Source organism: uncultured Tateyamaria sp. (assembly GCF_947487805.1).
In the GTDB taxonomy this organism is placed as follows: domain Bacteria; phylum Pseudomonadota; class Alphaproteobacteria; order Rhodobacterales; family Rhodobacteraceae; genus Tateyamaria.
Genome location: NZ_CANKXW010000008.1, coordinates 152,490 through 176,467, shown reverse-complemented (window position 1 = coordinate 176,467; position 23,978 = coordinate 152,490). Strand labels below are relative to the sequence as shown.

14 protein-coding genes are annotated in these 23,978 nt (G+C 62.9%); 7 read left to right on the top strand and 7 right to left on the bottom strand.

Annotated elements, in window-relative coordinates; translation table 11 throughout:
* Window positions 1-9: 9 nt before the first annotated feature.
* The 4 genes from Q0949_RS17575 to xdhA are packed head-to-tail and all read right to left on the bottom strand — an operon-like array spanning window position 10 to window position 6,116.
* Entirely contained in the window at window positions 10-1,524 is a 1,515-nt protein-coding gene (locus Q0949_RS17575) for an ABC transporter ATP-binding protein (protein ID WP_299375326.1), read from the bottom strand.
* Entirely contained in the window at window positions 1,521-2,444 is a 924-nt protein-coding gene (gene xdhC / locus Q0949_RS17570; RefSeq protein ID WP_299375323.1) for a xanthine dehydrogenase accessory protein XdhC, read from the bottom strand. The genes Q0949_RS17575 and xdhC overlap by 4 nt, the downstream gene beginning before the upstream one ends.
* Window positions 2,437-4,740: a xanthine dehydrogenase molybdopterin binding subunit gene (gene xdhB / locus Q0949_RS17565; protein WP_299375320.1), complete on the bottom strand. Its 2,304-nt coding sequence runs from the start codon at window positions 4,738-4,740 to the stop codon at window positions 2,437-2,439. The genes xdhC and xdhB overlap by 8 nt, the downstream gene beginning before the upstream one ends.
* A complete protein-coding gene (gene xdhA / locus Q0949_RS17560; protein WP_299375317.1) occupies window positions 4,737-6,116 on the bottom strand; it encodes a xanthine dehydrogenase small subunit in 1,380 nt (459 codons plus the stop codon). Before xdhA ends, xdhB begins: the two co-directional genes overlap by 4 nt.
* A gap of 211 nt (window positions 6,117-6,327) precedes the next feature.
* Between xdhA and dnaE the strand changes: the two genes are divergently transcribed.
* A complete protein-coding gene (gene dnaE / locus Q0949_RS17555; protein ID WP_299375314.1) occupies window positions 6,328-9,828 on the top strand; it encodes a DNA polymerase III subunit alpha in 3,501 nt (1,166 codons plus the stop codon).
* Window positions 9,829-9,899: 71 nt separating this feature from the next.
* A complete protein-coding gene (locus Q0949_RS17550; protein ID WP_299375311.1) occupies window positions 9,900-10,871 on the top strand; it encodes a hypothetical protein in 972 nt (323 codons plus the stop codon).
* A gap of 5 nt (window positions 10,872-10,876) precedes the next feature.
* Here the strand turns inward: Q0949_RS17550 and Q0949_RS17545 are convergent, their stop codons facing one another.
* Window positions 10,877-11,071: a SlyX family protein gene (locus tag Q0949_RS17545; protein WP_299375418.1), complete on the bottom strand. Its 195-nt coding sequence runs from the start codon at window positions 11,069-11,071 to the stop codon at window positions 10,877-10,879.
* Window positions 11,072-11,189: 118 nt separating this feature from the next.
* Here Q0949_RS17545 and hisS point away from each other — a divergent pair, with 118 nt between their 5' ends.
* From hisS to Q0949_RS17525, 4 genes are all read left to right on the top strand, one after another.
* On the top strand, window positions 11,190-12,665 hold the full coding sequence (hisS, locus tag Q0949_RS17540; RefSeq protein WP_299375308.1) for a histidine--tRNA ligase: 1,476 nt from the start codon (window positions 11,190-11,192) through the stop codon (window positions 12,663-12,665).
* Window positions 12,662-13,732, top strand: coding sequence for an ATP phosphoribosyltransferase regulatory subunit (locus tag Q0949_RS17535; protein ID WP_299375305.1), 1,071 nt, complete (start codon window positions 12,662-12,664; stop codon window positions 13,730-13,732). Before hisS ends, Q0949_RS17535 begins: the two co-directional genes overlap by 4 nt.
* Window positions 13,729-14,415 carry an ATP phosphoribosyltransferase gene (gene hisG / locus Q0949_RS17530; RefSeq protein WP_299375302.1) on the top strand — a complete coding sequence of 229 codons (687 nt, stop codon included), beginning with the start codon at window positions 13,729-13,731 and terminating at the stop codon, window positions 14,413-14,415. Before Q0949_RS17535 ends, hisG begins: the two co-directional genes overlap by 4 nt.
* Before the next feature lie 117 nt (window positions 14,416-14,532).
* On the top strand, window positions 14,533-16,140 hold the full coding sequence (locus Q0949_RS17525; protein ID WP_299375299.1) for a hypothetical protein: 1,608 nt from the start codon (window positions 14,533-14,535) through the stop codon (window positions 16,138-16,140).
* Here Q0949_RS17525 and Q0949_RS17520 read toward each other — a convergent pair.
* Together Q0949_RS17520 and Q0949_RS17515 are read right to left on the bottom strand one after the other, a co-directional pair.
* Entirely contained in the window at window positions 16,137-20,657 is a 4,521-nt protein-coding gene (locus Q0949_RS17520) for an autotransporter outer membrane beta-barrel domain-containing protein (RefSeq protein WP_299375296.1), read from the bottom strand. The two genes, Q0949_RS17525 and Q0949_RS17520, sit on opposite strands and share 4 nt — an antisense overlap.
* A 193-nt stretch (window positions 20,658-20,850) precedes the next feature.
* Window positions 20,851-21,282 carry a DUF1489 domain-containing protein gene (locus tag Q0949_RS17515; RefSeq protein ID WP_299375293.1) on the bottom strand — a complete coding sequence of 144 codons (432 nt, stop codon included), beginning with the start codon at window positions 21,280-21,282 and terminating at the stop codon, window positions 20,851-20,853.
* Between the two features lie 189 nt (window positions 21,283-21,471).
* Between Q0949_RS17515 and Q0949_RS17510 the strand changes: the two genes are divergently transcribed.
* Window positions 21,472-23,760 carry an adenosylcobalamin-dependent ribonucleoside-diphosphate reductase gene (locus Q0949_RS17510; protein ID WP_299375290.1) on the top strand — a complete coding sequence of 763 codons (2,289 nt, stop codon included), beginning with the start codon at window positions 21,472-21,474 and terminating at the stop codon, window positions 23,758-23,760.
* Window positions 23,761-23,978: the final 218 nt, after the last annotated feature.

The window sequence follows — 23,978 nt, the reverse complement described above, 5'->3', positions numbered from 1 at the left end:
AAGAGGTTTCTAGACATGCGCCACCTCGATCCCGTGGGCACCGCCCAGCATCAAACCGATCTGTTCAACATCCAGACCCTGCGTCGGTCGGGGATCACTCAACCGCCCTTCGTTCAGGGCGGCAAACCGATCCGAAATTTCCATCAACTCATCCAGATCCTGGCTGATCACGACAACGGCCGTGCCCCCGGCCGCAAGGTCCAGCAAGGCCTGCCGGATCGCGGCTGCGGCGGCCGCATCCACGCCCCATGTGGGCTGATTGACCACCAGCACCTCGGGCTTTTGCAGCACCTCGCGTCCGATCACGAATTTCTGCAAGTTACCGCCCGACAAAGACCGGGCGGCATTCTCCGGCCCCGGTGTGCGGACGTCAAATTCCGAAATGATCCGTGTGGCAAAGGCGCGGGTCTTGGGCCAGTTCAAAAGTCCGCGCGCTGACAACCCTTCGCGCGCCGCACCTGTCAGCATCGCGTTTTCTGTCAGGGACATGTTGGGGGCGGCCGCATGGCCCAGACGTTCTTCGGGGGCCGACAAAACGCCAAGACCGCGCCGGGCTTCGGGCCCGATCCCGGCCAGATCGCGCCCTTCGAATGTGACCATACCGGGCGCGCTGGGCAATTCGCCGGACAACACGGCCAGCAATTCGTCCTGTCCGTTTCCGGCCACGCCGCCGATGCCCAGCACTTCACCCGCCTGCACCGCAAAGCTGATGTCCTTGAGCGCCATTCCGAACGCCGAAGGCGAGGCCACGGAAAGGTTCGTGACCGACAGGATCACCTCGCCGGTGGCGTGGGCGGCGCTTTTGGGTGTGGCAAGCGTGCTGCCCACCATCAGTTCGGCCATTTCGCGCGCCGAGGTGTCGCGCGGCACGCAGTCTCCGACCACTTTGCCGCCGCGCAGGATGGTCGCGGTGTCACAGAGGGCGCGGATTTCTTCTAGCTTGTGAGAGATATACAGGATCGCCGTCCCTTCTGCGCTGAGTTTGCGCAGGGTCTTGAACAGGATGTCGACCTCTTGCGGGGTCAGCACGCTTGTGGGTTCATCCATGATCAGCAGCTTGGGGTCCTGCAGCAGACAGCGAATAATCTCGACCCGCTGGCGTTCACCTGCCGACAGGTCCCCCACGGTGCGGTCCGGCGACAGGGGCAGGCCATAGGTTTGCGAGACCTCTTCGATCCGCGCAGCCAGGGTGCGCATGGGCGGCGGGGTTTCCATACCCAGGGCGATGTTTTCCGCCACGCTCAGCGCGTCAAACAGGGAAAAGTGCTGAAACACCATGCCCACCCCCGCGGCCCGTGCGGCGCGGGGATCAGTGGGGGCAAAGCCTGCACCGTTCATCTCCATCTTCCCGGCATCCGGTTTGACCAGCCCATAGATCATCTTGACCAAAGTGGATTTGCCCGCCCCGTTTTCCCCCAGCAGCGCGTGAATTTCTCCGGGCGCAATCGACAGCGACACGTCATCATTTGCAATGACACCGGGATACGCCTTGGTCAGGCCGCGCAGGGCCAAAAGGTCTGTCATGCGCGTTTCTCCGTCGCCAGTTCCGTCGCTTGCAGGGACAGTGCTAGCCGATGCGCGACCCCTATCGCAATCATATGCGGATCCTTGCCCAAAGACGGATCGCCAATCGGGCAGGTGATGCGCGCAATTTGCGCAGGGCCATGACCAAATTGTCCCAAGCGTTTGCGAAACCGCGCCCATTTGGTAGCCGACCCGATCAGGCCGCAACTGGCAAAGCCGCGGGCCAATAGGGCGTGGCATAGCGCAAGGTCTATATCGTGCGAATAGGTGAGGATCAGGTGATGCGCGCCCTCCGGGGCATGCGCGGCCAGCAAGGCCGGATCTGCCGCAGGGATGCACGTCACGCCCTCTTGTACCGTCGCAGGAAACCGTTCAGGCCCGGTATCGACCCAGCTCAGCGCCAGCCCGGGTATCTTGTGCGTCACATCCACCAGTGCGCGCCCCACATGCCCTGCGCCCCAGATCCACAGGGCGTGTCCGGGCTGCGCCACAGGCTCAACCATCCATCCGTCATGCATCTGTTCGGCAGGCAAAACGCCCTGCGCCCGCGCGATCCGCAAAAGGCGCTTGACCGATAGCGGCATTGGGCCCGTGCCCCGTGCCACCACGTCAACAGCAAGCGATTGCGCCCGTTCGAGATCATAGACTTCGCTCAGCACCTCGACCGACCCGCCGCAGCATTGCCCCATATCGGGCCCAAGCGCGTGCCGCGTGCGCCGATCTGTGGCCAGGTGCCGGGCTGCATCTGCAAGCGCGTATTCCAGCGCGCCGCCTCCAATCGTGCCGGATTGACCATCGGCCCACACCAGCATCGCCGCGCCAACCTCGCGCGGGGCCGATCCACGGACATCGGCAATCACGACCCGCACGACAGGCCCATGTTTCGCACAGGCAGCGATCAGGCCCGCGCGGTCAAACATCGCCGCGCGCCGCGTGAACTGCCCGCAACACCGCCTCGGGTGTCGCAGGCGCTTGCAAGTCGGGGTAATGCGGCCCACAGGCCGCCGCCGCATCGCTCAGCGCCAAAAACGCCGATATGCCCAGCATCAGCGGCGGTTCACCCACTGCCTTGGATTTGTAGATCGTGTCGGCCCGGTTCTCACCGTCCCACAGCGCCACATTGAAAATGTCCGGGCGGTCGGCGCAGGCCGGGATCTTGTAGGTGGACGGCGCATGGGTGCGCAACCGACCCGCATCGTCCCAAACCAGCTCTTCCGTGGTCAGCCAGCCCGCTCCCTGCACATAGCCGCCCTCTACCTGACCGATATCCAGCGCCGGGTTCAGCGACGCGCCTGCATCATGCAGAATGTCGGTACGCAGAATCCGGTTCTCGCCGGTCAGAGTGTCGATGACCACTTCTGTGACTGCCGCCCCGTAGGCAAAATAGAAAAACGGCCGCCCCTCACCCTTGATCCGATCCCATTGGATGTCGGGTGTCTTGTAAAACCCGGTGGCCGACAGGCTGATCCGCGCCTCATAGGTCATGGCGGCCACTTCGGCGAAACTGTAATCGCCACTGCCCGCCCGCACGCGGCCTGCGTAGAACACCACCGCTTCGGGAGCGCATTGGTGCAACTCGGCCAGATGCGCCGCCATACGGTCGCGGATCATGTCACAGGCCGCTTTCACCGCCATCCCGTTCAGATCGCTGCCGGAGGACGCTGCCGTTGCGGACGTATTGGGCACCTTGGCGGTATCTGTTGCCGTGATCTTGATCGCTGTCAGCGGCACGCCAAATCGGCTGGCTGCAACCTGCGCGACTTTCTGGAACAAACCCTGGCCCATTTCCGTTCCGCCATGGTTCAGGTGGATCGAGCCGTCCGCATACACATGCACCAAGGCCCCGGCCTGGTTCAGATGGGTCAGGGTAAAGCTGATGCCGAACTTGACCGGTGTTAGGGCGATCCCCTTTTTCAAAACCGGCTGGCCCGCGTTCCACTCTGCGATGGCTGCGCGCCGCGCGTCGTATTGCGACGTCTCGCGCAGTCGCGCCACCACGGCATCCCCTATGAAATCGTCGACCGCCTGACCATAGGGCGTTGTCTGCACCTTCATTGTTCCGGAAATATGCCCGCCGGAGGCATAGAAATTGGCCACCCGCACCGCCAGTGGATCCAGCCCGAGATGCCCGGCCACATGATCGACGATCCGCTCCATCCCCAACATGCCCTGCGGCCCGCCAAACCCGCGAAACGCGGTTGCCGATTGGGTATTGGTGCGCAGCCTGTGGCTTTCGATGCGAACGTGCGGCAGATGGTAGGCGTTGTCGGCGTGCAGCATGGCCCGATCCGCCACGGGCAACGACAGGTCCATGGCCCAGCCACAGCGGGTGAAATGCCGGACATCGAGGCCAAGGATGCGGCCCGCATCGTCAAAACCCACATCATATTCAATGCGGAAATCGTGCCGTTTGCCGGTCACGATCATGTCGTCGTCGCGGTCATAGCGCATCTTGCACGCGCGGCCCGTATTTCGGGCCGCAACGGCACAGGCGACGGCCAGCGCGTTGCCCTGGCTTTCCTTGCCGCCAAACCCGCCGCCCATGCGCCGCGTTTCCACGCGCACAGCATGCATCGGCACGCCGATGGCTTCCGCGACCTTGTGCTGAATTTCGGTGGGATGTTGGGTAGACGAGATGATGTGCATGTCGCCGTCCTCGCCCGGCAAAGCGAGTGCGGCCTGTCCTTCGAGATAAAAATGTTCCTGCCCGCCAATCTCTATCCGGCCAGACAGCCGATGGGTCGCCCCCGCGATCTCGCTGGCGGGATCCCCCCGGCTGTAGATCCGGGGCACGTCCTCGAACCACGCATCCGCTTTCATTGCGTCCTCGACACTGAAAATCGGGGTCTCGGCGGCGATGTCCACAACCGCCTGTCGCGCGGCGAACCGCGCCTCCAGATGGGATTTCGCAACCACCAGAAACATCGGCTGGCCCACATAATGCACCGTGCCGTCGGACAGGAGCGGTTCGTCATGCGCGGAGGGAGAGACGTCATTGGCAAAGGGCAGATCCTCTGCGACCAGCACGTCGATCACGCCGGGTGCCGCCCGCACGGGGTCGAGATCCATAGATGTGATCCGTCCGGCGGCCACATTGCTGAGCCCGAATGCAAGATGCAGTGTGCCGGCGGGCACGGGGGTGTCATCTACGTAACGGGCGGCACCAGTGACATGCAGGTGGGCGGCGTCATGGGGCAGGGGCTTGGAGACGCTCATGGCATCACCGCGCGCACATTAGTCGCGGCCCCGCTGTCCTCGATCCAGGCACGCCAGAGCATGTTTTGCGCGGCCTCCATGCGATAGGCAGCAGAGGCGCGCATATCTGACAGGGGCGTAAAGTCATCGGCCAGTGCGGTCATCGCCATGCGGATCTGCGCCTCGGACCAGTGTCGGCCTTGCAAGACGGCCTCTGCGTGTTGCGCGCGTACAGGCGTGCCCGCCATGCCGCCAAAGGCAAGGCGCGCTTCGGTCACGGTGCCGTCCTTTACGTCGATCCAAAAGCAGCCGCATAGGGCCGAGATATCCTGATCAAATCGTTTCGAGATCTTGTAGCACCGCAAGGCGTCGTCTTGCCGTGGGATCGTTATCGCTTCGATGAATTCGTTTGGCGCGCGGTCCTGTTTGCCATACGCGATGAAGAACTCTGCCACGGGAAGCGTTCGCGTCCCGTGCACGGACCGCAGGTGCAGCGTGGCATCCAGAGCGATCAGCGCGGGCGAGCCATCGCCGATGGGGGATCCGTTGGCGACATTGCCGCCGATGGTGGCTGCATTGCGGACCTGCACCGACCCGTAACGATGAATGAGATCGGCAAAGGCCGGGTGATGCGGGGCGATGGCGGTTTGCAATTCGGTCAGCGTGGTGGCTGCGCCCATGTGGATGACGTCTGGCGTCACTGTCACGCCCGCAAGTTCAGGGATGCGGTTCAGGAACGCCACTGGTCCCAGATCGCGGAATTCCTTGGTCACCCACAGGCCCACATCTGTGGCCCCGGCGACAAGCGTGCCGTTCGCATGTCCATCCAGCCATTTGGCCAACTCTCCGGGGGTTGTAGGGGGCGCTGCCCCCGCCTTCGGCTCCCCCGAGGTATTTTCGGCGAAAGGAACGGGAGTGTCATGCATGTGGGCGGGCACGGGGGCTCCGGCGGCCTCTTTGGCGGCGCGGATGATGGGGGCGTAGCCGGTGCACCGGCACAGGTTGCCTGCCAGTTGTATGTCGTGATCAGTGGCACCGTTCAGATGTGCCGTGGCCATGGTGGTGATGAAGCCCGGCGTACAGAAGCCGCATTGGCTGCCGTGGTGTTCGATCATCGCCTGCTGCACGGGGTGCAAGGTGCCATCGGGCGCAGCAATGCCTTCGACCGTTCGAACGGCCTTGCCGTCCAGTTGGGGCATGAAGAGGATGCAGGCATTGAGCGCGCGCGCGCCTGATGTGTCCGTGACCATCACGGAGCAGGCACCGCAGTCGCCTTCGTTACAGCCTTCCTTGGTGCCTGTGAGGCCGCGCGTGTCGCGCAGCCAGTCGAGCAGTGTTGTCGTCGGAGTTGTGTCAGCGGTGACCTGTCTTCCGTTGAGAAGAAACTGGGTGCGCATATGGTCGGACCTGCCGCGGTACCAAAAGCCCTTGGGAATGGCGGCCTCGATGCGGCGTAGAGGCAGGCCCGGGCGGATCAGGCAACAGGCTAGCGGCCTGTCAGGGTTGTTGGCAAGGCACAAAGAGCGGGGTGTGCGCGATCCGGATTTGGTGTGCATAACTTTGCGGCACCACTGGATATGGGGCGCAGCCGGTCTTAGGATCGGCATCATGACACAAGCCCCCCGATTCATTCACCTGCGCACCCACTCGGAGTATTCGTTGCTGGAGGGCGCGATGCGGCTGAAGAAACTGCCCGATCTTGTACGCGCAGCGGAGATGCCTGCGATCGCGCTCACGGATACGAACAACATGTTCGCGGCGCTGGAATTCTCGGTGGGCATGGCAGGGGCCGGGGTGCAGCCGATCATCGGCTGCCAGGTAGACGTCCAATACATCACGCCGCGCCCCGGCGAGCGACCACGCGATCCCGCACCCGTTGTTTTGCTGGCGCAAAGCGAGGCGGGCTACGCGCACCTGATGAAGCTCAACTCCTGCCTCTACCTGCGCGACGGGTCGGAGTTGCCCTATGTCACTGTCGACGAATTGGCGGGGCATTCCGGAGACCTGATCTGTTTGACGGGTGGGGCAAACGGCCCTGTGGGGATGCTGTTGCAGACGGGCCAGCAGCCTGCGGCGCAAGATTTGATGACGCGGCTGGCAGATGTCTTTGGCGACAGGCTCTATGTCGAGTTGCAGCGCCATCCGGGCGAGGGCGGCCAACCAGAGGCGGAGCGGCTGACCGAACGTCCGTTCATCGAGATGGCCTATGCCATGGACCTGCCTTTGGTGGCCACGAATGACGTCTATTTCCCCAAACCGGATATGTACGAATCCCACGACGCGCTGATCTGCATCGCCGAGGGTGCCTATGTCGACCAGCAGGAACCGCGCCGCCGTCTGACTGCGCAGCACTATTTCAAAAGCCAGGCCGAGATGGTCACGTTGTTTGCCGATCTGCCCGAAGCGATCGAGAACACCGTGGAAATTGCGCGCCGCTGCGCCTTCATGGCCTATCGCCGCGACCCGATCCTGCCCAGATTCGCCGATGACGAGGTGGAAGAACTGCGGCGGCAAGCCAACGAAGGCCTGCAGGAACGGCTCAAGGTCATTCCGCACGCCGCCAGTGTCGAAGAGTACCAGAAACGGCTCAATTTCGAACTGGATATCATCGAGGGGATGGGGTTCCCCGGCTATTTCCTGATCGTGGCCGATTTCATCAAATGGGCCAAGGACGAGAACATCCCCGTGGGGCCCGGGCGGGGGTCCGGGGCGGGGTCACTTGTGGCCTATGCACTGACGGTCACCGATCTGGACCCGCTGCGTTATGCGTTGCTTTTCGAACGGTTCCTGAATCCTGAGCGGGTCAGCATGCCCGATTTCGACATCGACTTTTGCATGGACCGGCGCGAGGAAGTCATCCGCTACGTTCAGCAGAAATACGGGCGTGACAAGGTGGGACAGATCATCACCTTTGGTGCGCTTTTGTCCAAGGCGGCGGTGCGTGACATCGGCCGCGTGTTGCAAATGCCCTACGGACAGGTGGACCGACTGTCCAAGCTGATCCCGGTCGAGGGGGTAAAACCTGTCAGTATCGAAAAGGCGCTGGCGGACGAGCCGCGCCTGCGCGAAGAGGCCCGCAACGAAGAGGTGGTCGCGCGGCTGCTTGAATATGGCCAGCAGGTCGAGGGCCTGTTGAGAAACGCATCGACCCACGCGGCGGGGGTGGTGATCGGGGACCGGCCGCTTGATGCGCTTGTCCCGCTCTATCAGGACCCCCGGTCCGACATGCCCGCGACGCAGTTCAACATGAAATGGGTGGAACAGGCCGGGCTGGTCAAGTTCGACTTTCTGGGCCTGAAGACGCTGACCGTGATCCAGAACGCGGTGGATCAGATCCTTGGGTCGGGGCGCAAGCTGCACATCGCCGCCGACGGAACCGAACTTTATGAGCCCGCCGACGGAATGGAGAACGACATCGGCGGCATCCCGCTGGATGACGAGGCGTCGTATAAACTCTATGCGGCGGGCAAGACGGTCGCCGTGTTCCAGGTGGAAAGTTCGGGCATGATCGATGCGCTCAAACGCATGAAGCCCGATTGTATCGAGGATATCATCGCGCTTGTGGCCCTCTATCGCCCCGGCCCGATGGAGAACATTCCGAAATTCTGCGAGGTCAAGAACGGGCAGAGTGAGCGGGACACGCTGCACCCGTCCATTGATCACATCCTGGACGAAACCCAGGGCATCATCGTCTACCAGGAACAGGTGATGCAAATTGCGCAGGAGATGGCGGGTTATTCGCTTGGCGGGGCCGACCTGCTGCGCCGGGCGATGGGTAAGAAGATCCAGGAGGCGATGGATGCCGAGCGGCCCAAGTTCCTGAAAGGGTCGGCTGAAAACGGCGTGGACGAGGCCAAGGCGCTTGAGGTCTGGCACCTTCTGGACAAGTTCGCCAACTACGGGTTCAACAAATCCCACGCGGCGGCCTATGCGGTGGTCAGCTACCAGACGGCATGGCTCAAGGCGAATCACCCGGTGGAATTCATGGCCGGGGTGATGAACTGCGATATCCATCTGACGGACAAGCTCGCGACCTATTTCGAAGAGGTCCGCAAAGGGCTGGACCTGCCTTGGGTGCCGCCTTGCGTCAACCGAAGCGACGCGACGTTCAAGGTGGTCGACGGCGCACTGGTCTATGCGCTGGGCGCGCTCAAGAATGTGGGCGTCGAGGCGATGCGGCTGGTGGTTGAGGGGCGCGGCGACAAACCCTTTGCCACCCTCTTTGACTTTGCCCGCCGGGTGGATCTGAAACGTGTGGGCAAGCGCCCGCTCGAGATGCTGGCCCGTGCCGGCGCATTTGATCAACTCGACCCCAATCGCCGCCGTGTCTTTGACGCGCTGGATGCGCTCTCGGCCTATTCCGCTGCGATCCACGACCAGAAGAACTCGAACCAGGTGTCGCTGTTCGGCGAGGCCGGGGATGACCTGCCCGAACCGCGGATGATGCCGGTGGATGACTGGCTGCCCGCCGAGCGGCTGGGCGAGGAACACAAGGCCGTGGGCTTTTATTTGTCCGGGCACCCGCTTGACGACTACATGGGCCCGCTCAAACGCAAGGGCGTGATCACGCTGGACGAGGTGACGGCCAAGGCCGAAGGCCAGCCGCTGGTGGCGAAACTGGCGGGTGTTGTGGCTGGGCTACAGGTGCGCAAATCGGCCAAAGGCAACCGCTTTGCCTTTTGCCAGATGTCGGACACGACAGGGGCTTACGAGGTCACGCTGTTTTCCGAAAGCCTCGAGAAATCGCAGGATCATCTGGTGACCGGCGCCAAGGTCATCGTCACGGTCGAGGCCACGATGGAAAGCGATCAGCTCAAGCTGCTTGGCCGGTCGGTCGCCCCCATCGACACGGTCGTTGCGGATGTGAGCGGCATGGGACTGCGCATCTTTGTCGAAGCGCCGACGGCGCTGGCCTCTGTTGCGTCCGTGCTGGATGGCGCGTCCCGGACACCTGCGGGTGCGGGGCGCGGGCCGATCATCGTCTGCCTCATGGATGACAGCCTGCCGGGTGAGGTCGAAATGGATCTCGGCTCCGAATTTCCTGTCACCCCGCAGATCAAGGGCGCGATCAAATCGTTGTCCGGCGTGCTGGATGTGCAGGACATGTAGGCGGGGCCGTGCCGTCACACTTTACGTGAACGCGCTGTCGAGGTAGGTCACTGCGCAGGAGGAGTGTGGCCATGAAGTTCATGGGATGGTGTATCGTGCCGGTTTGCCTGTTGCTGACTGCCTGCGGGGATCCGCTGGGCGACGTCGAACGGGTGTCGGACGGTCTGACCCCATTGCCCGAAGAGGCCGGCAATGCCGCCCTTCCCACGGACGCGGAACTGGCCCGCGAGGGCAGCGTCCTGACCGAGATCTTTGCCGCCGAAACGACCGCAGACGCGCCTGCTGATCCCGTGGTCGCGGTATCGGACGCAGAAGCCGCCCCGGCAAGGGGTGGTGTTCTTGGGTGGCTGCGTCGTGCGGCAGACGCGGAAAACCGCGCCGAGGTCGCCCCGGAACCCGCGACGGTACCCGAGGCCGAAGAGACGCCGGTGGAGCTTGCCTCTCTTGAGGTCGAAGCGGTCGACCCGGATTCGTTGCCCGATCTGGTGGAGCCCGAAAAACGCCGCGGCCTGTTTGGCGGTCTGCGCGCAACACCAGTGCGCAACGGGCCCGATGCGCAGGATGTGCCCACGGGCACCGTTTTGCCCTTTGGCGAAATCGCCCGTGTCTGTGACGCAAAGCAACGTGATCTGGGCAAGCTGGTCGACCGGGCTGCGCGCAAGGGGCAGGGGTATTACCTCTATGACAGTGCTCCGGACAGCGCCGGACCCCGGACGTTCTATATCACCGGGTTTGCCGACAAATGCCCGCGCCAATTCACGGCATCGCTCGCGATCTTCGGCTCGCCCGAATTTCACGAACAGCTGCGCTATGGGTTGCCCGCCAAGGAATACCCTTATTCCACCACCGACAAAGCCTATGAAAAGGTGAAATCGCGCATCTGCAACGTAGGCCGGAACACGCCCTGCGGCGACCGGATCACGCGGCTGGAGAAAACCACGGCCTTTGTCAGCGTCTATGAGAACTTTGGCGCGAATGCGCGCTGGGCGGACATGTTGCTGCATGATGGCCAAGTGCTGGCCGCGGCGCTGAAAACCCCCTGACGGGGTCAGTAATGCGGCGGGCGTTCGTCGCCCACGACAATGCCGCCACCGCCTTGCGCCTCGCGTTCGGCCTCCCGCTCCATCAGCAATTGCGCGCGCCGCGTCAGCACGGCGATTTCGCGTTCCTGACGGGCCACGATGTCCGACAAGTCATCGACGGTGCGTGTCAGGTGGGCGATCTGTTCTTCGAGGGCGTTGATGCGGGTGTCAGTCATGCCCCCGGTGTGGGCCAATCTCCCGGCCAACGCAAGCAACCCGTGCCTTGCCCCCTTACCGCAGCTACGGTATTGCGCGCCCAAACCCAATCGGAGCGGCACCATGGCCAAGCCCAAGAAGACCCCGCGCCCCAAGGCACAAACGCCCAAGGGCTTTCGCGACTATTTCGGCACGGACGTCACCGACCGCGCCGAGATGCTGCAAAAGATCGCAGGCGTCTATCATCGCTATGGCTTTGACGCGCTCGAATCGAGCGCGGTCGAAACGGTCGAGGCGCTGGGTAAGTTCCTGCCCGATGTGGACCGCCCAAACGAAGGGGTCTTTGCCTGGCAGGAGGAAGACGGCGACTGGCTCGCGCTCCGCTATGACATGACGGCCCCCCTGGCCCGCGTCTATGCCCAGCACCGCAACGACCTGCCGAACCCCTATCGCCGCTATACGATGGGGCCGGTCTGGCGCAATGAAAAGCCGGGGCCGGGGCGGTTTCGCCAGTTTTATCAATGCGATGCGGATACGGTGGGCACGGCGTCCATGGCCGCCGATGCCGAGATCTGCGCGATGCTGTCGGACACGCTCGAGGCCGTGGGCATCCAGCGCGGCGATTACGTGATCCGCATCAACAACCGCAAGGTGCTGAACGGCGTGATGGAGGTCGCGGGCCTTGCTGGCGACGACAAGGAGGCCGAGCGTGGCATCGTGCTGCGCGCCATCGACAAGCTCGACCGGCTGGGGCCGGACGGCGTGCGCGCGCTGCTGGGCGAAGGGCGCAAGGACGAGAGCGGCGACTACACCAAGGGAGCGGGCCTGACGGACGCGCATGCGGACGTTGTGATGGGCTTCATGGACGCGCAGCGTGCGACAGGGTCCGAGACCGTGGCGCGGCTCCGTGAACTTGTGGACGGCTCTGACATCGGCACAAAGGGTGTCGACGAGCTCGAAGAGATCGCCGCCCTTCTTGACGCCGCAGGCTACGGCCCCGACCGGATCATCATCGACCCTTCGGTCGTGCGCGGCTTGGGCTATTATACCGGTCCGGTCTACGAGGCCGAACTGACGTTTGACGTGCAAAACGAAAAGGGCCAGACGGTCCAGTTCGGCTCTGTCGCGGGCGGGGGGCGCTACGACGATCTGGTCAAGCGGTTCACCGGACAGGAAGTGCCCGCCACGGGCGTGTCCATCGGCGTTGACCGCCTGCTGGCCGCCTTGCGCGCCACGAACCGGATCGGCACCAGCGAGGCAGGCCCGGTCGTCGTCACCGTTATGGACCGCGACCGGATGGCCGACTATCAGGCGATGGTCGCCGAATTGCGCAGTGCGGGCATCCGGGCCGAAGTCTACCTCGGCAATCCGAAGAATTTCGGCAACCAGCTGAAATATGCGGACAAACGCAATGCGCCCATCGCCATCATCGAAGGCGGGGACGAGAACGCGCGCGGCGTCGTGCAGATCAAGGATCTGATCCTCGGCGCCAAGATTGCGGAAACCGCGACCCACGAGGAATGGAAGGACCGGCCCAGCCAGTTCGAAGTGCCCCGCGACCAGATGCTGGCCAAAGTCAAAGAGATCCTGAACGGATGACCGACACGCGTCAAAGGGCCTATGCCCTGCGGGCCCGCTTTGCGCAGATGGGCGCACAGGTGGTCGAGCCGCCCGTCCTTCAACCCGCCGGGTTGTTGCTTGATCTCTACGGCGAAGACATCCGCGCGCGCGCCTATGTCACCTCTGATGCGCTGCGTGGCGAACAGATGCTGCGCCCCGATTTCACCGTGCCCGTGGTGCAGATGCACATGGCCCACGGGGCGGAGCCTGCGCGCTATACCTATGCGGGCGAAGTGTTCCGGCGGCAGGAAGACGACCCGGAGCGCGCGAGCGAGTACCTGCAGGTGGGGTACGAGGTCTTTGACCGCACCGATCCCGCCGCAGCAGATGCCGAGGTGTTCGCCCTGATTTCCGAGGTGACGGCCCCGCTTGGCCTGCGCGCCTCTACCGGTGATATCGGCATCCTGATGGCGGCGGTGGACGGGCTCGATACCTCCGACCGGCGCAAGGCGGCGCTGCGGCGCCACATCTGGCGGCCGCGCCGCTTTCGCGCCCTGCTGGACCGGTTTTCGGGGCGCGTGCCGCAACCCGAAACGCGTGCGGCCTTGTTGGCGGGAAAAACCGCGACCGACGCGCCGCTGACCGGATTGCGCAGTCAGGCGGAAATCGATGCCCGCATTGCCGCCCTGCGCGCGGATGCTGCCGAACCGCCGATTGCCGCCGCGCAGATGGAGTGCCTCGATGCCCTCCTGAACGTGCGCGAAACACTGCCCTTTGCGCTGTCGCAGCTGCACGACCTGTCTGTTGACCTGCCTGCGATCCGCCCGGCCGTCAAACGTCTGGACGCCCGTGCCAAGGCGCTCGCGGCGCGGCAGATCGATATCGACAGCCTTGAATTCGAAACCAGCTATGGACGGACGTCGATGGAATATTACGACGGCTTTGTCTTTGGGTTCTACGCCGACGGGCGGCCCGACCTGCCGCCTGTGGCCTCTGGCGGGCGCTATGACGCGCTGACCCGCAGGCTGGGCCAAGGGGCCGAGATCCCCGCGGTGGGTGCGGTGATCCGTCCCGGCCTCCTTGTCGATCTGGAGCGGGCGCAATGATCAAGCTGGGTGTGCCGTCCAAGGGGCGGCTGATGGAAAAGACGTTCGACTGGTTCGACAAGCGTGGCATCACGCTGACGCGCACAGGCTCGGATCGCGAATACGCAGGTGCTGTCGAAGGGGTGGAGGGCGTGGCCCTTGTGCTGCTTTCCGCGGGCGAAGTACCCCGTGAACTGGCTGCAGGGCATATCCACCTGGGCGTCACGGGCACTGATCTCATTCATGAGAAATTGCCCCTGTGGGAGCAACAGGTCGAACCGCTGGCAGAAATGGGGTTCGGCCATGCGGATCTGGTGCTGGCCGTGCCGCGTGGCTGGGTGGACGTGGACCTGACAGATGACCTTGATGCGGTGGCCGCGGCGTTCCGCGCGACCCACGGGTTCCGGTTGCGGATTGCGACCAAATACCACCGGTTGGTGCGGGATTTCCTGCGCGATGCGGGCGTGGCGGACTATGCCATCGTCGACAGTCAGGGCGCGACCGAAGGCACCGTGGCCAACGAAACCGCGGAGGCCATCGCCGACATCACATCAAGCGGTGAAACCCTGCGCGCCAATCACCTCAAGATCCTGTCCGACGGTCTGATCCTCGCCTCGCAGGCCACGTTGTGGCGCAGCCGAACGGCTGCCGTCGATGACACCGACCGGGCCGTTCTGCGCGCTCTTGTCGACCGCCTGATCTGACGCGCGCCGTCAATACAGGCAAGCGCGCCCGAACGCGGTCGTGTCGCAGCAAAACAGGTGATTTTTGGCTGAAAATCGGGTAGGCTGCGGGTCAGGAAATGGGCTGGGGGGCCATTCTTGCGCAGCACTGCCTCAGATCTGCACGACACGTTGCGGGATGTGTTTTCGCTGGCACCGACCGAGGAATCGCGTGCGCTGCAAAGTGACCTGATCGCGCAATTCGGGCGGGATGACTCGGCGATCTCCGAACGCATCATCTGGGCCGAATTCCAACTGGATGGCGCTTTCCTGCGCGCTGGCATTTCCAACGCGCGCAGCATGGAGACCGTGAGCGTTCTGGAGCCCGGCAGCCATCCGGAAATCACCGAGATGAACGACATTGCCACGGGCCAGCGCCTTCAGGCGGGCATGGTTATTGCCGCGCGCGCGAAGGATGGATTTCACTGGTGTGTACCCTTTACAACCGTGTCCGACACTGGCGCCAAGCGGAACACGCTGCGCACCGTTCTCGTGACCCGCGACCTCTTTGACGAGGTGTTTGACCTCTTCAATCGCCAGAACCAGTTGACGCCGTCAGAACGGCTGGTGGTGTTTCAGCTTGTCGGCGGGCTGAGCCCCATGCAGGCCGCGCAAAAGGACGACGTGTCCATCGAGACCAAGCGCAGCCACCTCAAACGCGCGATGAGCAAGCTGGGCTGTAACACGCAGGCGGAAACGGTGCGCACGCTGGTCAGTCAATTGATCCACCTCATGTACTTGTGCGAACAGGATCCGCATCAAAGCCGGGTGATCGACAGTTTCACCGCGCGCCATCTGCGCACGCCCATTCGCCTGTCCAGCCAGCGGCTGGCTACGGGACGGCTGATGCGGGTCTGGGATATGGGGCCGCTGGACGGCAAACCGCTGTTGGTGCTGCACGGCTATCTCTTTCCCTTTCTACTCCTGAACGCGCAGGACGCGCTGGACCGCTACTACATTCGGCTGATTGTCCCGGTGCGCGGCGGCTATCTGGATGATCAGGCCTGCGCGTCCGCGTTCAACGACGGCGCGCTGGTCGATCAAACCGTGGACGATTTGCTGTCCTTCGCCAAGGCGACGTGGTCCGGGCCTGTGGATGTGCTTTGTCAGGCGACGGGCGCGTTCTTTGCAATGCGCATGTCGCAAAAGGATCCCGACCTTCTGAGCCGCGCTGTCGTCACATCGGTCAACCTGATGAACAAGCGGCGCGAACCGGCAACGCCCTCGGCCAAGTTTCTCGAAGGTCTGCGCAAGCTTGGCAAGCACAACGGCATGTACAAGAAGCTCAGCACGCAGTTTCAGCGCCGCGTGTTTTCCAACGCCCGTACGACCCGGTTCGTTTTACGCAAGCTCTTCAGCAGCTGTGCGTCAGATCTGGACGCGCTGACGGGCAAGGTGGGCGCCGGTGCCGCCTTTGACTGGTACCGCGATCTGCACGCGCATTCGACATTGGGTATCGCTTCGGATTTCGATCTGGTGCAGGGCCAGTCGGATCAACTGGCGTCAGGCTTTCAGGTGCGGACCACTTTCTTGCATGGCGCAGACGATCATTTCACCACAGCGGCGGTTCTGCGTGACCACCTCGCAGATCATGCGCAAACGGATTTGCGCGTGATCAAGGGGGCAGGGCAACTGGGGATCGCAAGCCACGCGGACGCTTTCTGGGACGCTATTGCCGAGGTGCTTGAATTGACCTCAAAGGCCTAAAACTTCCAGACCGCGCTGATCGATGCCGTATGCGTGTCGGCGCTGTTGCTGAAACGCCCGGAATAGCGCACATCGACCGAAAAGTTGTCCTTGATCTGGAATTCGACCCCTGCGCCGACGGCGATCGTGTTGTCGCCTACGATTGCGCCACGATCGGCAAAGGACGCGCCCGCGACACCAGCCAAGGCGCTGGATACGGTTGCCGCCTCTGCGCCGAACGCGTGTTCGTATTTCACCGAAAGGGACGGTTTGATCACCATCCCGTTTTGGCCGCGAAAGAGCTGTTCGTACTCCATCCCGACCCCCAGAACGGTGCGTGCATAGCGCTCGGGCGCGACCGTCAGGTTCAGAATGCCCGCGCCGGTTTCGGTGTATCCGTCCCGCTTGACCACGGAATGCTGCAACGACACGACAGGGGCTACGCGCAAGGTGTCGGCGTTGGCCCAGCCATAGTGCTGCGCGAGGTTGTAGGACAGGTCGGCGCCGATCTCGAACGCAAAGCCATCCGCAGACGACCGTGCAATCGCGGGCGCCATGCCTGCGATTGGGATCGTACGGGTGATGTCGTGGGATTGGCTGCCGAAGGTCGCCGCTGTTGTCAGGCGCAGTGGCCCGCGCTCGAGGTGGTAGTAAGCGCCGATCTGCGTGGTGTCGATGTCTGCACTGCTGGCCCCGCTGGCCACATCCGTGGTGGAAAAGCCCAGAGCGATACCCTTGCGCACGAACCCCGCGCCATCAGGCGTCGTGACCTCATAGCCGAGGGCAAGGCCGTTGGTGTCGGCACTGTATCCTGTCGCGACCGCCGTGGCGTCCACATCCGCGCGGGATGCAAACGGGCTGAGCCAGAGCGCGCCGGTTTCGGCGGTAAAGCCGGGGGTCTGGTCGGCGAACGAGAACACCGGCCCGTCAAGCCCCGCAAAGGCCAGCGTATCGCGCCCCGCGCCAGAGGGGCCGTGCGCTCGGCCCCGCGCGCGCAGGTGGTTGGAAAAGAAACCGACACTGGCAAGACCGGCCTGCAACGCGTTGGCATGGATGGATTTGTCGGACATGTCGGTGGTCGGCCCGCCGGGCATCGTACCCCGGCTGTAACTGATGGCGACGCTGTTAGCAGAATAGGCGGCAACGACATCCACGTCCGGCAGGTTGTCTGTGACGTTGGCAAAGGCACCGGCGATGCCGCCATTTGCGGTCAGGATGGTATAGGACTGCGTATCGGGGAACCCGGTCGGATACCCGATACCCTGCACCGAAAGCGTCCCGTCCAGTGTGGCCGTTCCGGACACAGCCACCAAATCCGAGCCGCCGTCTGCGGCAATCTCGATGTCCAGCTGGCCCGTCGCGGTCTGCGCGAAGTCACCCGTGACGGTAAAGGTGCCGATGGAATTGCCGGGCGCGAAACGCCCCTCATTGGTCAGGCCCGATGCGGTGCCCGTGCCGTTGGCCACACCTTGATCGCGCACCAGGATATTGGCCACCTGATTGTCGGTCCGGAACTGTGCCCCGGCCCCCACGATCACGCCCAGATTGGCCTGATCGCTGTCGACAATGCCCGCACCGTTCAGCACTTCGAAATCAATCGGGCCGTTCGCAAAGGCAGCGCCGCCTACCGTCAGCGTGCCAACCCCGGATTTCGAGATCGCCTCGAAATTGGTGAAATTCGGGATCTCGGATTGCGGATTGAACCGCGCATTCTGGCCAGAGGCGACCGAGACGACAACGCTGTCGCGCCCATCGCCGCCATCGACTGCGTTCGTCTCGGCAAAGTTCTGGTAGATGAACCGGTCATCCCCCGCACCCAGCCGCGACACGCCCGTGATGGCCGCTGTGCGCCGGAGGATCAGAGTGTCCGTCCCGGCGCCGAGATCCATCGCAATCCCGATGCCACTGCTCAACGTGCCCGCGATGTCGACCGTGGTCTGATTGCCCAAATCGACATTCCGCGGCACGGCGTCGTTGGTATCGGGGTCTATGTCGAACACGCGCGTGCGGCCGTCGTCCTGAATGCCGATGCCAGCCTCTGTGATCACGGCACTGGTCTGGTCGATCACGATGCGGTTGACGCTGGCCACCTCGGACGGGTTCTCGAAGACGCGTTGAGACGTGCCGAGCGCGATGCCCGCGCCCCTGTCCGCTGTCACGTTTACCCGTGTCCCGTTGCGCAATGTGGTCAGGCTGGTGGCGGCACGGACCGTGATGCCGTTGCTCTTGGATCCCCGCACATCGACCAACCCGCCATCCACGACAACCTGCGCATCGCCGGTGACCGCCGCGTTGATCCCATTTGATCCCGACACCAGCTCGTTGCCTGTCAGCGTGTCTTCAACGCCCGTGCCATCCGTATAGATGTCACCCGTCACCAGAATATTGGCGTCGTTGTCCACGGTGGACCCATCGCTGGCCGTGCTGGTGAACCCGAAATCCGAGATGTTGATGCCCGTGGCCGCCCCTTGCCGCGTGATGCCTGCGCCCCCCGTGGCACGGATGATCCCGTCATGTTCCACAAGCGGCGGCGCATCGGCTCCGGTCAGGAAGGAAATGATTCCGGTTGCTTCCCCGCCAATTGCGGTGCCGTCGCCGGTCAGGGTCGCATCGCCGCCCGTGACAGTGATTTCGCCCTCGCTTCGGATGGTTGCGGTGGACGTCTCAGGCGCGCCCTCCGGGCGACCTCCGGCATTGAAACTGTACCCGGTTGCCGATCCACCCGTGGCCGAAATCGTCGAACCGGCAGAGGCGGTGCCGCGCGCATCGCCGCCGGTCACCGCAATAGCACCGGTCTGGGTATAGCCGGATTGCCCAACCGCACCGATGGACACGTTTGTCCCGATGCTGTTGCCGCCGCGCATTTCAGCCTCAAGGTTGGTGCCATCAAGGGTCAAGTCAGCATCACCGCCATCGGCGTTCATCAAACTGTCCTCAACCTTATTAAATGCACCCCCGCCAATGGCGCTTCCGGCGCTGAAACTCATGGCCGTGGCATTGCCGCCGTTGAAAACTGCATTCATGTCGGACCCGGTCATCGTGCCCGTGGCGTTGCCGCCAGTTGCTGTGATGTTGCCGCCCAAGTCATAGTCTACCTCAGTCGCAAACAGTGACAGACCCGTCGCGGAACTGCCGCCAAACCGATTGATGGTGAGTGTCTCGCGCGGGGTACCTGTGGGCAGGTCTGACAGATCATTCAAGGTCGACGTCCCTGTGCCGGTGACATCCGCCACGACGTCCCCACCGGCCACGATGATATCGCCGGTGACGTTCAGCGACAGTTTTGGCGTATTCGTGTCGTCTCTCAGGAACGCGCTGCCTTCGAACCCGCTCCCGCCTGTGCCTACACCGCGGACCGCAACCAATCCGCTGGCTTGTCCGGCGTCATCCACAGCCTGTGCCGAGATTATGGTCGTCCCGTTTGTGACGCGAATGTCACCGTTGACCGTAATGTCACGCGCGCTGGGCTTGTTCGCCCAGACACCGATCTGGGATGACAGATCGACTTGCGCGGTCGCCTTGGTGTTGGCGCTGCCACCTGGCACGTCATTGGCCTTGGCGCGGGCTTCGACATCCGCGCCCGTCAACGTGACGTCGCCATTGAGCGTGAACGTGGTCTGATCAAGAAAGCTGACCTGATCGACGTCTCCCGCATCATTGTCGGTGATGAACACCCCGCGGCCGCCGCTATGAGTGGCGATGGTTGCCGCGATGGCGCCCGTTGTCTCGACCGAGGTGCTGACCCCGCCACCCGTCAGGTTGATGTCGCCATTCTGGACCGCTGTGACGTCAGCGTTGCCTTCGATAACAACACCAAAATGGGCGCTGTTGGTCGACTGTCCCGCTGACCCGGACGCAAACCGCGTGGAAAATACGCGCTGGTTCACGCCAACTTCGGCACTGCGGTCCACGGACAGGTTCCTTTGGCCGCCATCCAGCGACACGTCGCCGGTGCTGACAAAGTTGATATCGCCGCTGCGGTCGCGCAGACGGATCGCACCGAATTGCCCCATGACGAAATCGCGCTCGCCACCGGGGGCCGCGAAATTGTCTCTGCGGTTCTGCGTGGCGGTGACGGTGGGGCGGGTGACGTTGATGGTCCCGGTTCTGGTCAGGTCGATGCCCGTGCCGCTCAGCACATTGAAGGTGCCGAAATTGTTCAGATCGAATTCGGGCGTATTGGTAACATCGTCCAATGTGGGGCCGGTGATGTCACCCGCGACGGTGCCCGTGACCGACCCATCGGTGCGCAGTTCGAACCCGGCGCGGCGGGTGCGGTTGAACCCCGGGTCCAGCTGGATGCCAAAGGCCGTAAAATCCGCGTTGACGTCGATGTCCGCGTCGGTCGAACTGGTAAAGCGCAAACCTGTGCCGCCGACGGGTTCGGTCAAACCATTGACGGTGATGGTGCCGAAATCATCCGTGACCGACTGGCCATTCGGGATTGACCCCGAACAGGTGACTGAGCCCGGGGCTGTCACGCAGGTCGCGGCCCCCACGGACGGGTAAAGCGCCGTGGTCAAAAGCAAAACAGCCATCGCGCCAATCGGACCCTTGCGGCGTCCGTGTGCGTCCGAAACGTACTGTGCATCCAGTGAAAACATGACGGGCCCACCCCAATATCCTCAAACAATACGCGTGAGGATAGAAACGGGCCGACCGGCTCGCATCACCCATATGGGTGAGACGCGTCAAGATTTGCAGACGTTCAGTGGCGTGGTCTGCGGCGCGTTACAGAACCCCGATTTCCGCCAGAGCGCGGTTCAGTTCCACGGGCAGCGGTTCTTCGCGTTCTCGCCCCTTGGGCAGGTCGGGCGGGGCATCTTCGGGCTTGAGGTAGCGCCAGCCCTGGAAGGGCCGTTTGAGCGCGCCCTGTACACGGATCAATTCGGGGTCGGACACGATGGCGCATCGGCGGATGCCATCGCTGCCAATCACTTCGTCCAAACGGATGATGCGTTGGCGGCAGGTCACGACGCCCTTGACCACCCAGAAGATGGAACCGCCGTTCAGAATGTCGCCAGCGCGTTTGGGCCACATGCGGGTGACGTGGCGCGGATAGCCGTCCGCGGTCTGGGCGCGTTTCGTGCGCTGCCAGGCCTCGAGGTCCTCGAAGGTCTCGCTGCCTACGGACAGCTTGATCAGATTGACGTAGTTATCCACAGAATCCACCCCTCTGCACACCAAATATTGTAGCATTCGCGGCAAGGGGTGCAAGGTGTTGTGGTTGTCGCAGCCCCAGATTTGGTGTGTACGGCCGCATTTCCATCTAGTGGTTGTGGTCAAATTGGTCTACGTTGGTTGCCTGCCAAGGGGGCCGACAGAATCGGCGCCCGCCAAGGGGATGACCTGATGACACGTTTTGCCGCGCCGATCGCTGAACAGATCTGGGATATGAAATACCGGTTCAAGGATGCCGACGGCACGGCCATTGATGCGACGGTCGAAGACAGCTGGCGGCGCATCGCGCGCGATCTGGCACAGGTCGAAGAAGATCCCAAAGCGTGGGAAGACACGTTCTATGCGGCGCTCGAGGATTTCAAATTCCTGCCTGCAGGGCGCATCACCGCAGGGGCCGGAACGGCGCGGTCCGTGACGTTGTTCAACTGTTTTGTCATGGGCACGATTCCCGACAGCATGGGTGGCATTTTCGAAATGCTGAAAGAGGCGGCCCTGACCATGCAGCAGGGGGGTGGCATCGGGTATGATTTCTCGACCATCCGGCCCAAGGGGGCGGGCGTCAAAGGCGTGGCGGCGGACGCGTCGGGCCCGCTGTCCTTCATGGATGTGTGGGACGCAATGTGCCGCACGATCATGTCGGCAGGCAGCCGCCGGGGTGCGATGATGGCTACGATGCGCTGTGATCATCCGGATATCGAGGATTTCATTACTGCCAAGTCGGATGCCGCGCGGCTTCGCATGTTCAATGTGTCAGTGCTGGTGACGGATGCGTTCATGGACGCGGTCAAGGCGGATGGGGCGTGGGATCTGGTGTTTGATGGCACCGTCTACAAGACCGTGCGGGCGCGCGATCTGTGGAACGGGATCATGCGGTCGACCTATGATTATGCCGAGCCGGGCGTGATCTTCATCGACCGGATCAACGCGGCCAACAACCTGAACTATTGCGAAACGATTGCCGCGACGAACCCGTGCGGGGAACAACCCCTGCCGCCTTATGGCGCGTGCCTCTTGGGATCGATCAACCTGGCGCGTCTGGTCGAGGCGCCGTTCGAAGAGGCCGCGCGGCTGGATGAACAGGCCCTGACAGAGCTGGTCGGGACAGCCGTCCGGATGATGGACAACGTGGTGGATGCGTCGAAATTCCCGCTTGAGGCGCAGGCGCGCGAAGCCCACGCCAAGCGCCGGATCGGTCTGGGCGTCACGGGGCTGGCCGATGCGCTCTTGATGATGGGTTTGCGCTATGGCTCTGACGAGGCGGCGCGTCAGACCGAGCACTGGTTGAAAGCAATCGCCCGCGCCGCGTATCTGGCGTCGGTGCAATTGGCGACCGAAAAGGGCGCCTTTCCGCTCTTTGATGCGGACGCCTATCTGCAGTCAGGCACGATGCAGGCCATGGATGACGATGTGCGCGCGGCCATTGCCGAGCATGGTATTCGCAACGCCTTGCTGACCTCCATCGCGCCGACGGGGACTATATCGCTTTATGCGGGCAACGTATCTTCGGGGATCGAACCGGTTTTTGCCTATGCTTACACCCGCAAGGTCCTGCAAAAGGATGGCAGCCGGACGGAGGAAGAGGTCGTCGACTATGCCGTGCAGATGTGGCGCGACAAGTTCGGGGACGCCGACCTGCCGGACTATTTTGTCAACGCGCAAACATTGGCGCCTCTGGATCACGTCAAAATGCAGGCCGCCGCGCAGAAATGGGTGGATTCGTCGATCTCCAAGACGATCAACTGCCCGGAAGACATCAGCTTTGATGATTTCAAGGACGTCTACATGGAGGCGTGGGATTCGGGCTGCAAGGGCTGCACGACCTACCGCCCCAATGCGGTAACGGGGTCCGTGCTGACGGTGGCCGAAGAAAAGCCTGCCGAAGCGCCCGTCATGGCCAGTGATGATGCCGAGCCGATGCAGCCCCATGGCGATGTCATCTATATGGCCGAGCCGTTGGATCGGCCCAACGCGCTTGAGGGCAACACCTACAAGGTCAAGTGGCCGGACAGCGAACACGCGCTTTATATCACCATCAATGACTTGGTGATCGGCGGGCATCGCCGCCCCTTCGAGGTGTTCATCAACTCCAAGAATATGGAGCATTTCGCCTGGACCGTGGCGCTGACGCGCATGATCTCGGCCGTTTTCCGGCGCGGTGGCGATGTCAGTTTCGTGGTCGAAGAGCTGAAGGCCGTGTTTGATCCGCGTGGCGGTGCATGGATGCAGGGCAAATACATCCCGTCGATCCTTGCCGCCATCGGCGGTGTCATCGAACAGCATATGGTCGCGACAGGCTTTATCGAAGGCGAGGGGATGGGCCTGAAGTCCGACCCGCAGGCGGAGGTCGTGGGGTTGGATGCACCGCGCGGCAAGGCCTGTTCGTCCTGCGGATCTTACGAATTACGCATGGTCGAGGGGTGCATGACCTGCGCCTCCTGCGGCTTTTCCAAATGCGGATGAAACACGCGGTTCAGCGCCTTTAGGTTGTTTGACATAGCAAAACGTGACCATTCCCGAGGTTTTTTGACCTCTCGACACAGATCAAATGACCACCGATAGCGCCGCTTTTGGTGGTTTTCTTTTGTATTCAATGCCTTGTCCGAATTCGACGTATGAGCTGTCTTTATGCGGACTGTACCGTGCGAGCATTGTGCCGAGGGCTTGCTCCGCGTCATGGA

Coding starts and splice junctions, on each gene's coding strand:
- dnaE (WP_299375314.1), top strand. CDS start 6,328: ATGACACAAGCCCCCCGATTCATTCACCTGCGCACCCACTCGGAGTAT.
- Q0949_RS17520 (WP_299375296.1), bottom strand. CDS start 20,657: ATGGCTGTTTTGCTTTTGACCACGGCGCTTTACCCGTCCGTGGGGGCC.
- Q0949_RS17535 (WP_299375305.1), top strand. CDS start 12,662: ATGACCGACACGCGTCAAAGGGCCTATGCCCTGCGGGCCCGCTTTGCG.
- xdhB (WP_299375320.1), bottom strand. CDS start 4,740: ATGAGCGTCTCCAAGCCCCTGCCCCATGACGCCGCCCACCTGCATGTC.
- hisG (WP_299375302.1), top strand. CDS start 13,729: ATGATCAAGCTGGGTGTGCCGTCCAAGGGGCGGCTGATGGAAAAGACG.
- xdhC (WP_299375323.1), bottom strand. CDS start 2,444: ATGTTTGACCGCGCGGGCCTGATCGCTGCCTGTGCGAAACATGGGCCT.
- xdhA (WP_299375317.1), bottom strand. CDS start 6,116: ATGCGCACCCAGTTTCTTCTCAACGGAAGACAGGTCACCGCTGACACA.
- Q0949_RS17575 (WP_299375326.1), bottom strand. CDS start 1,524: ATGACAGACCTTTTGGCCCTGCGCGGCCTGACCAAGGCGTATCCCGGT.
- Q0949_RS17550 (WP_299375311.1), top strand. CDS start 9,900: ATGAAGTTCATGGGATGGTGTATCGTGCCGGTTTGCCTGTTGCTGACT.
- hisS (WP_299375308.1), top strand. CDS start 11,190: ATGGCCAAGCCCAAGAAGACCCCGCGCCCCAAGGCACAAACGCCCAAG.
- Q0949_RS17510 (WP_299375290.1), top strand. CDS start 21,472: ATGACACGTTTTGCCGCGCCGATCGCTGAACAGATCTGGGATATGAAA.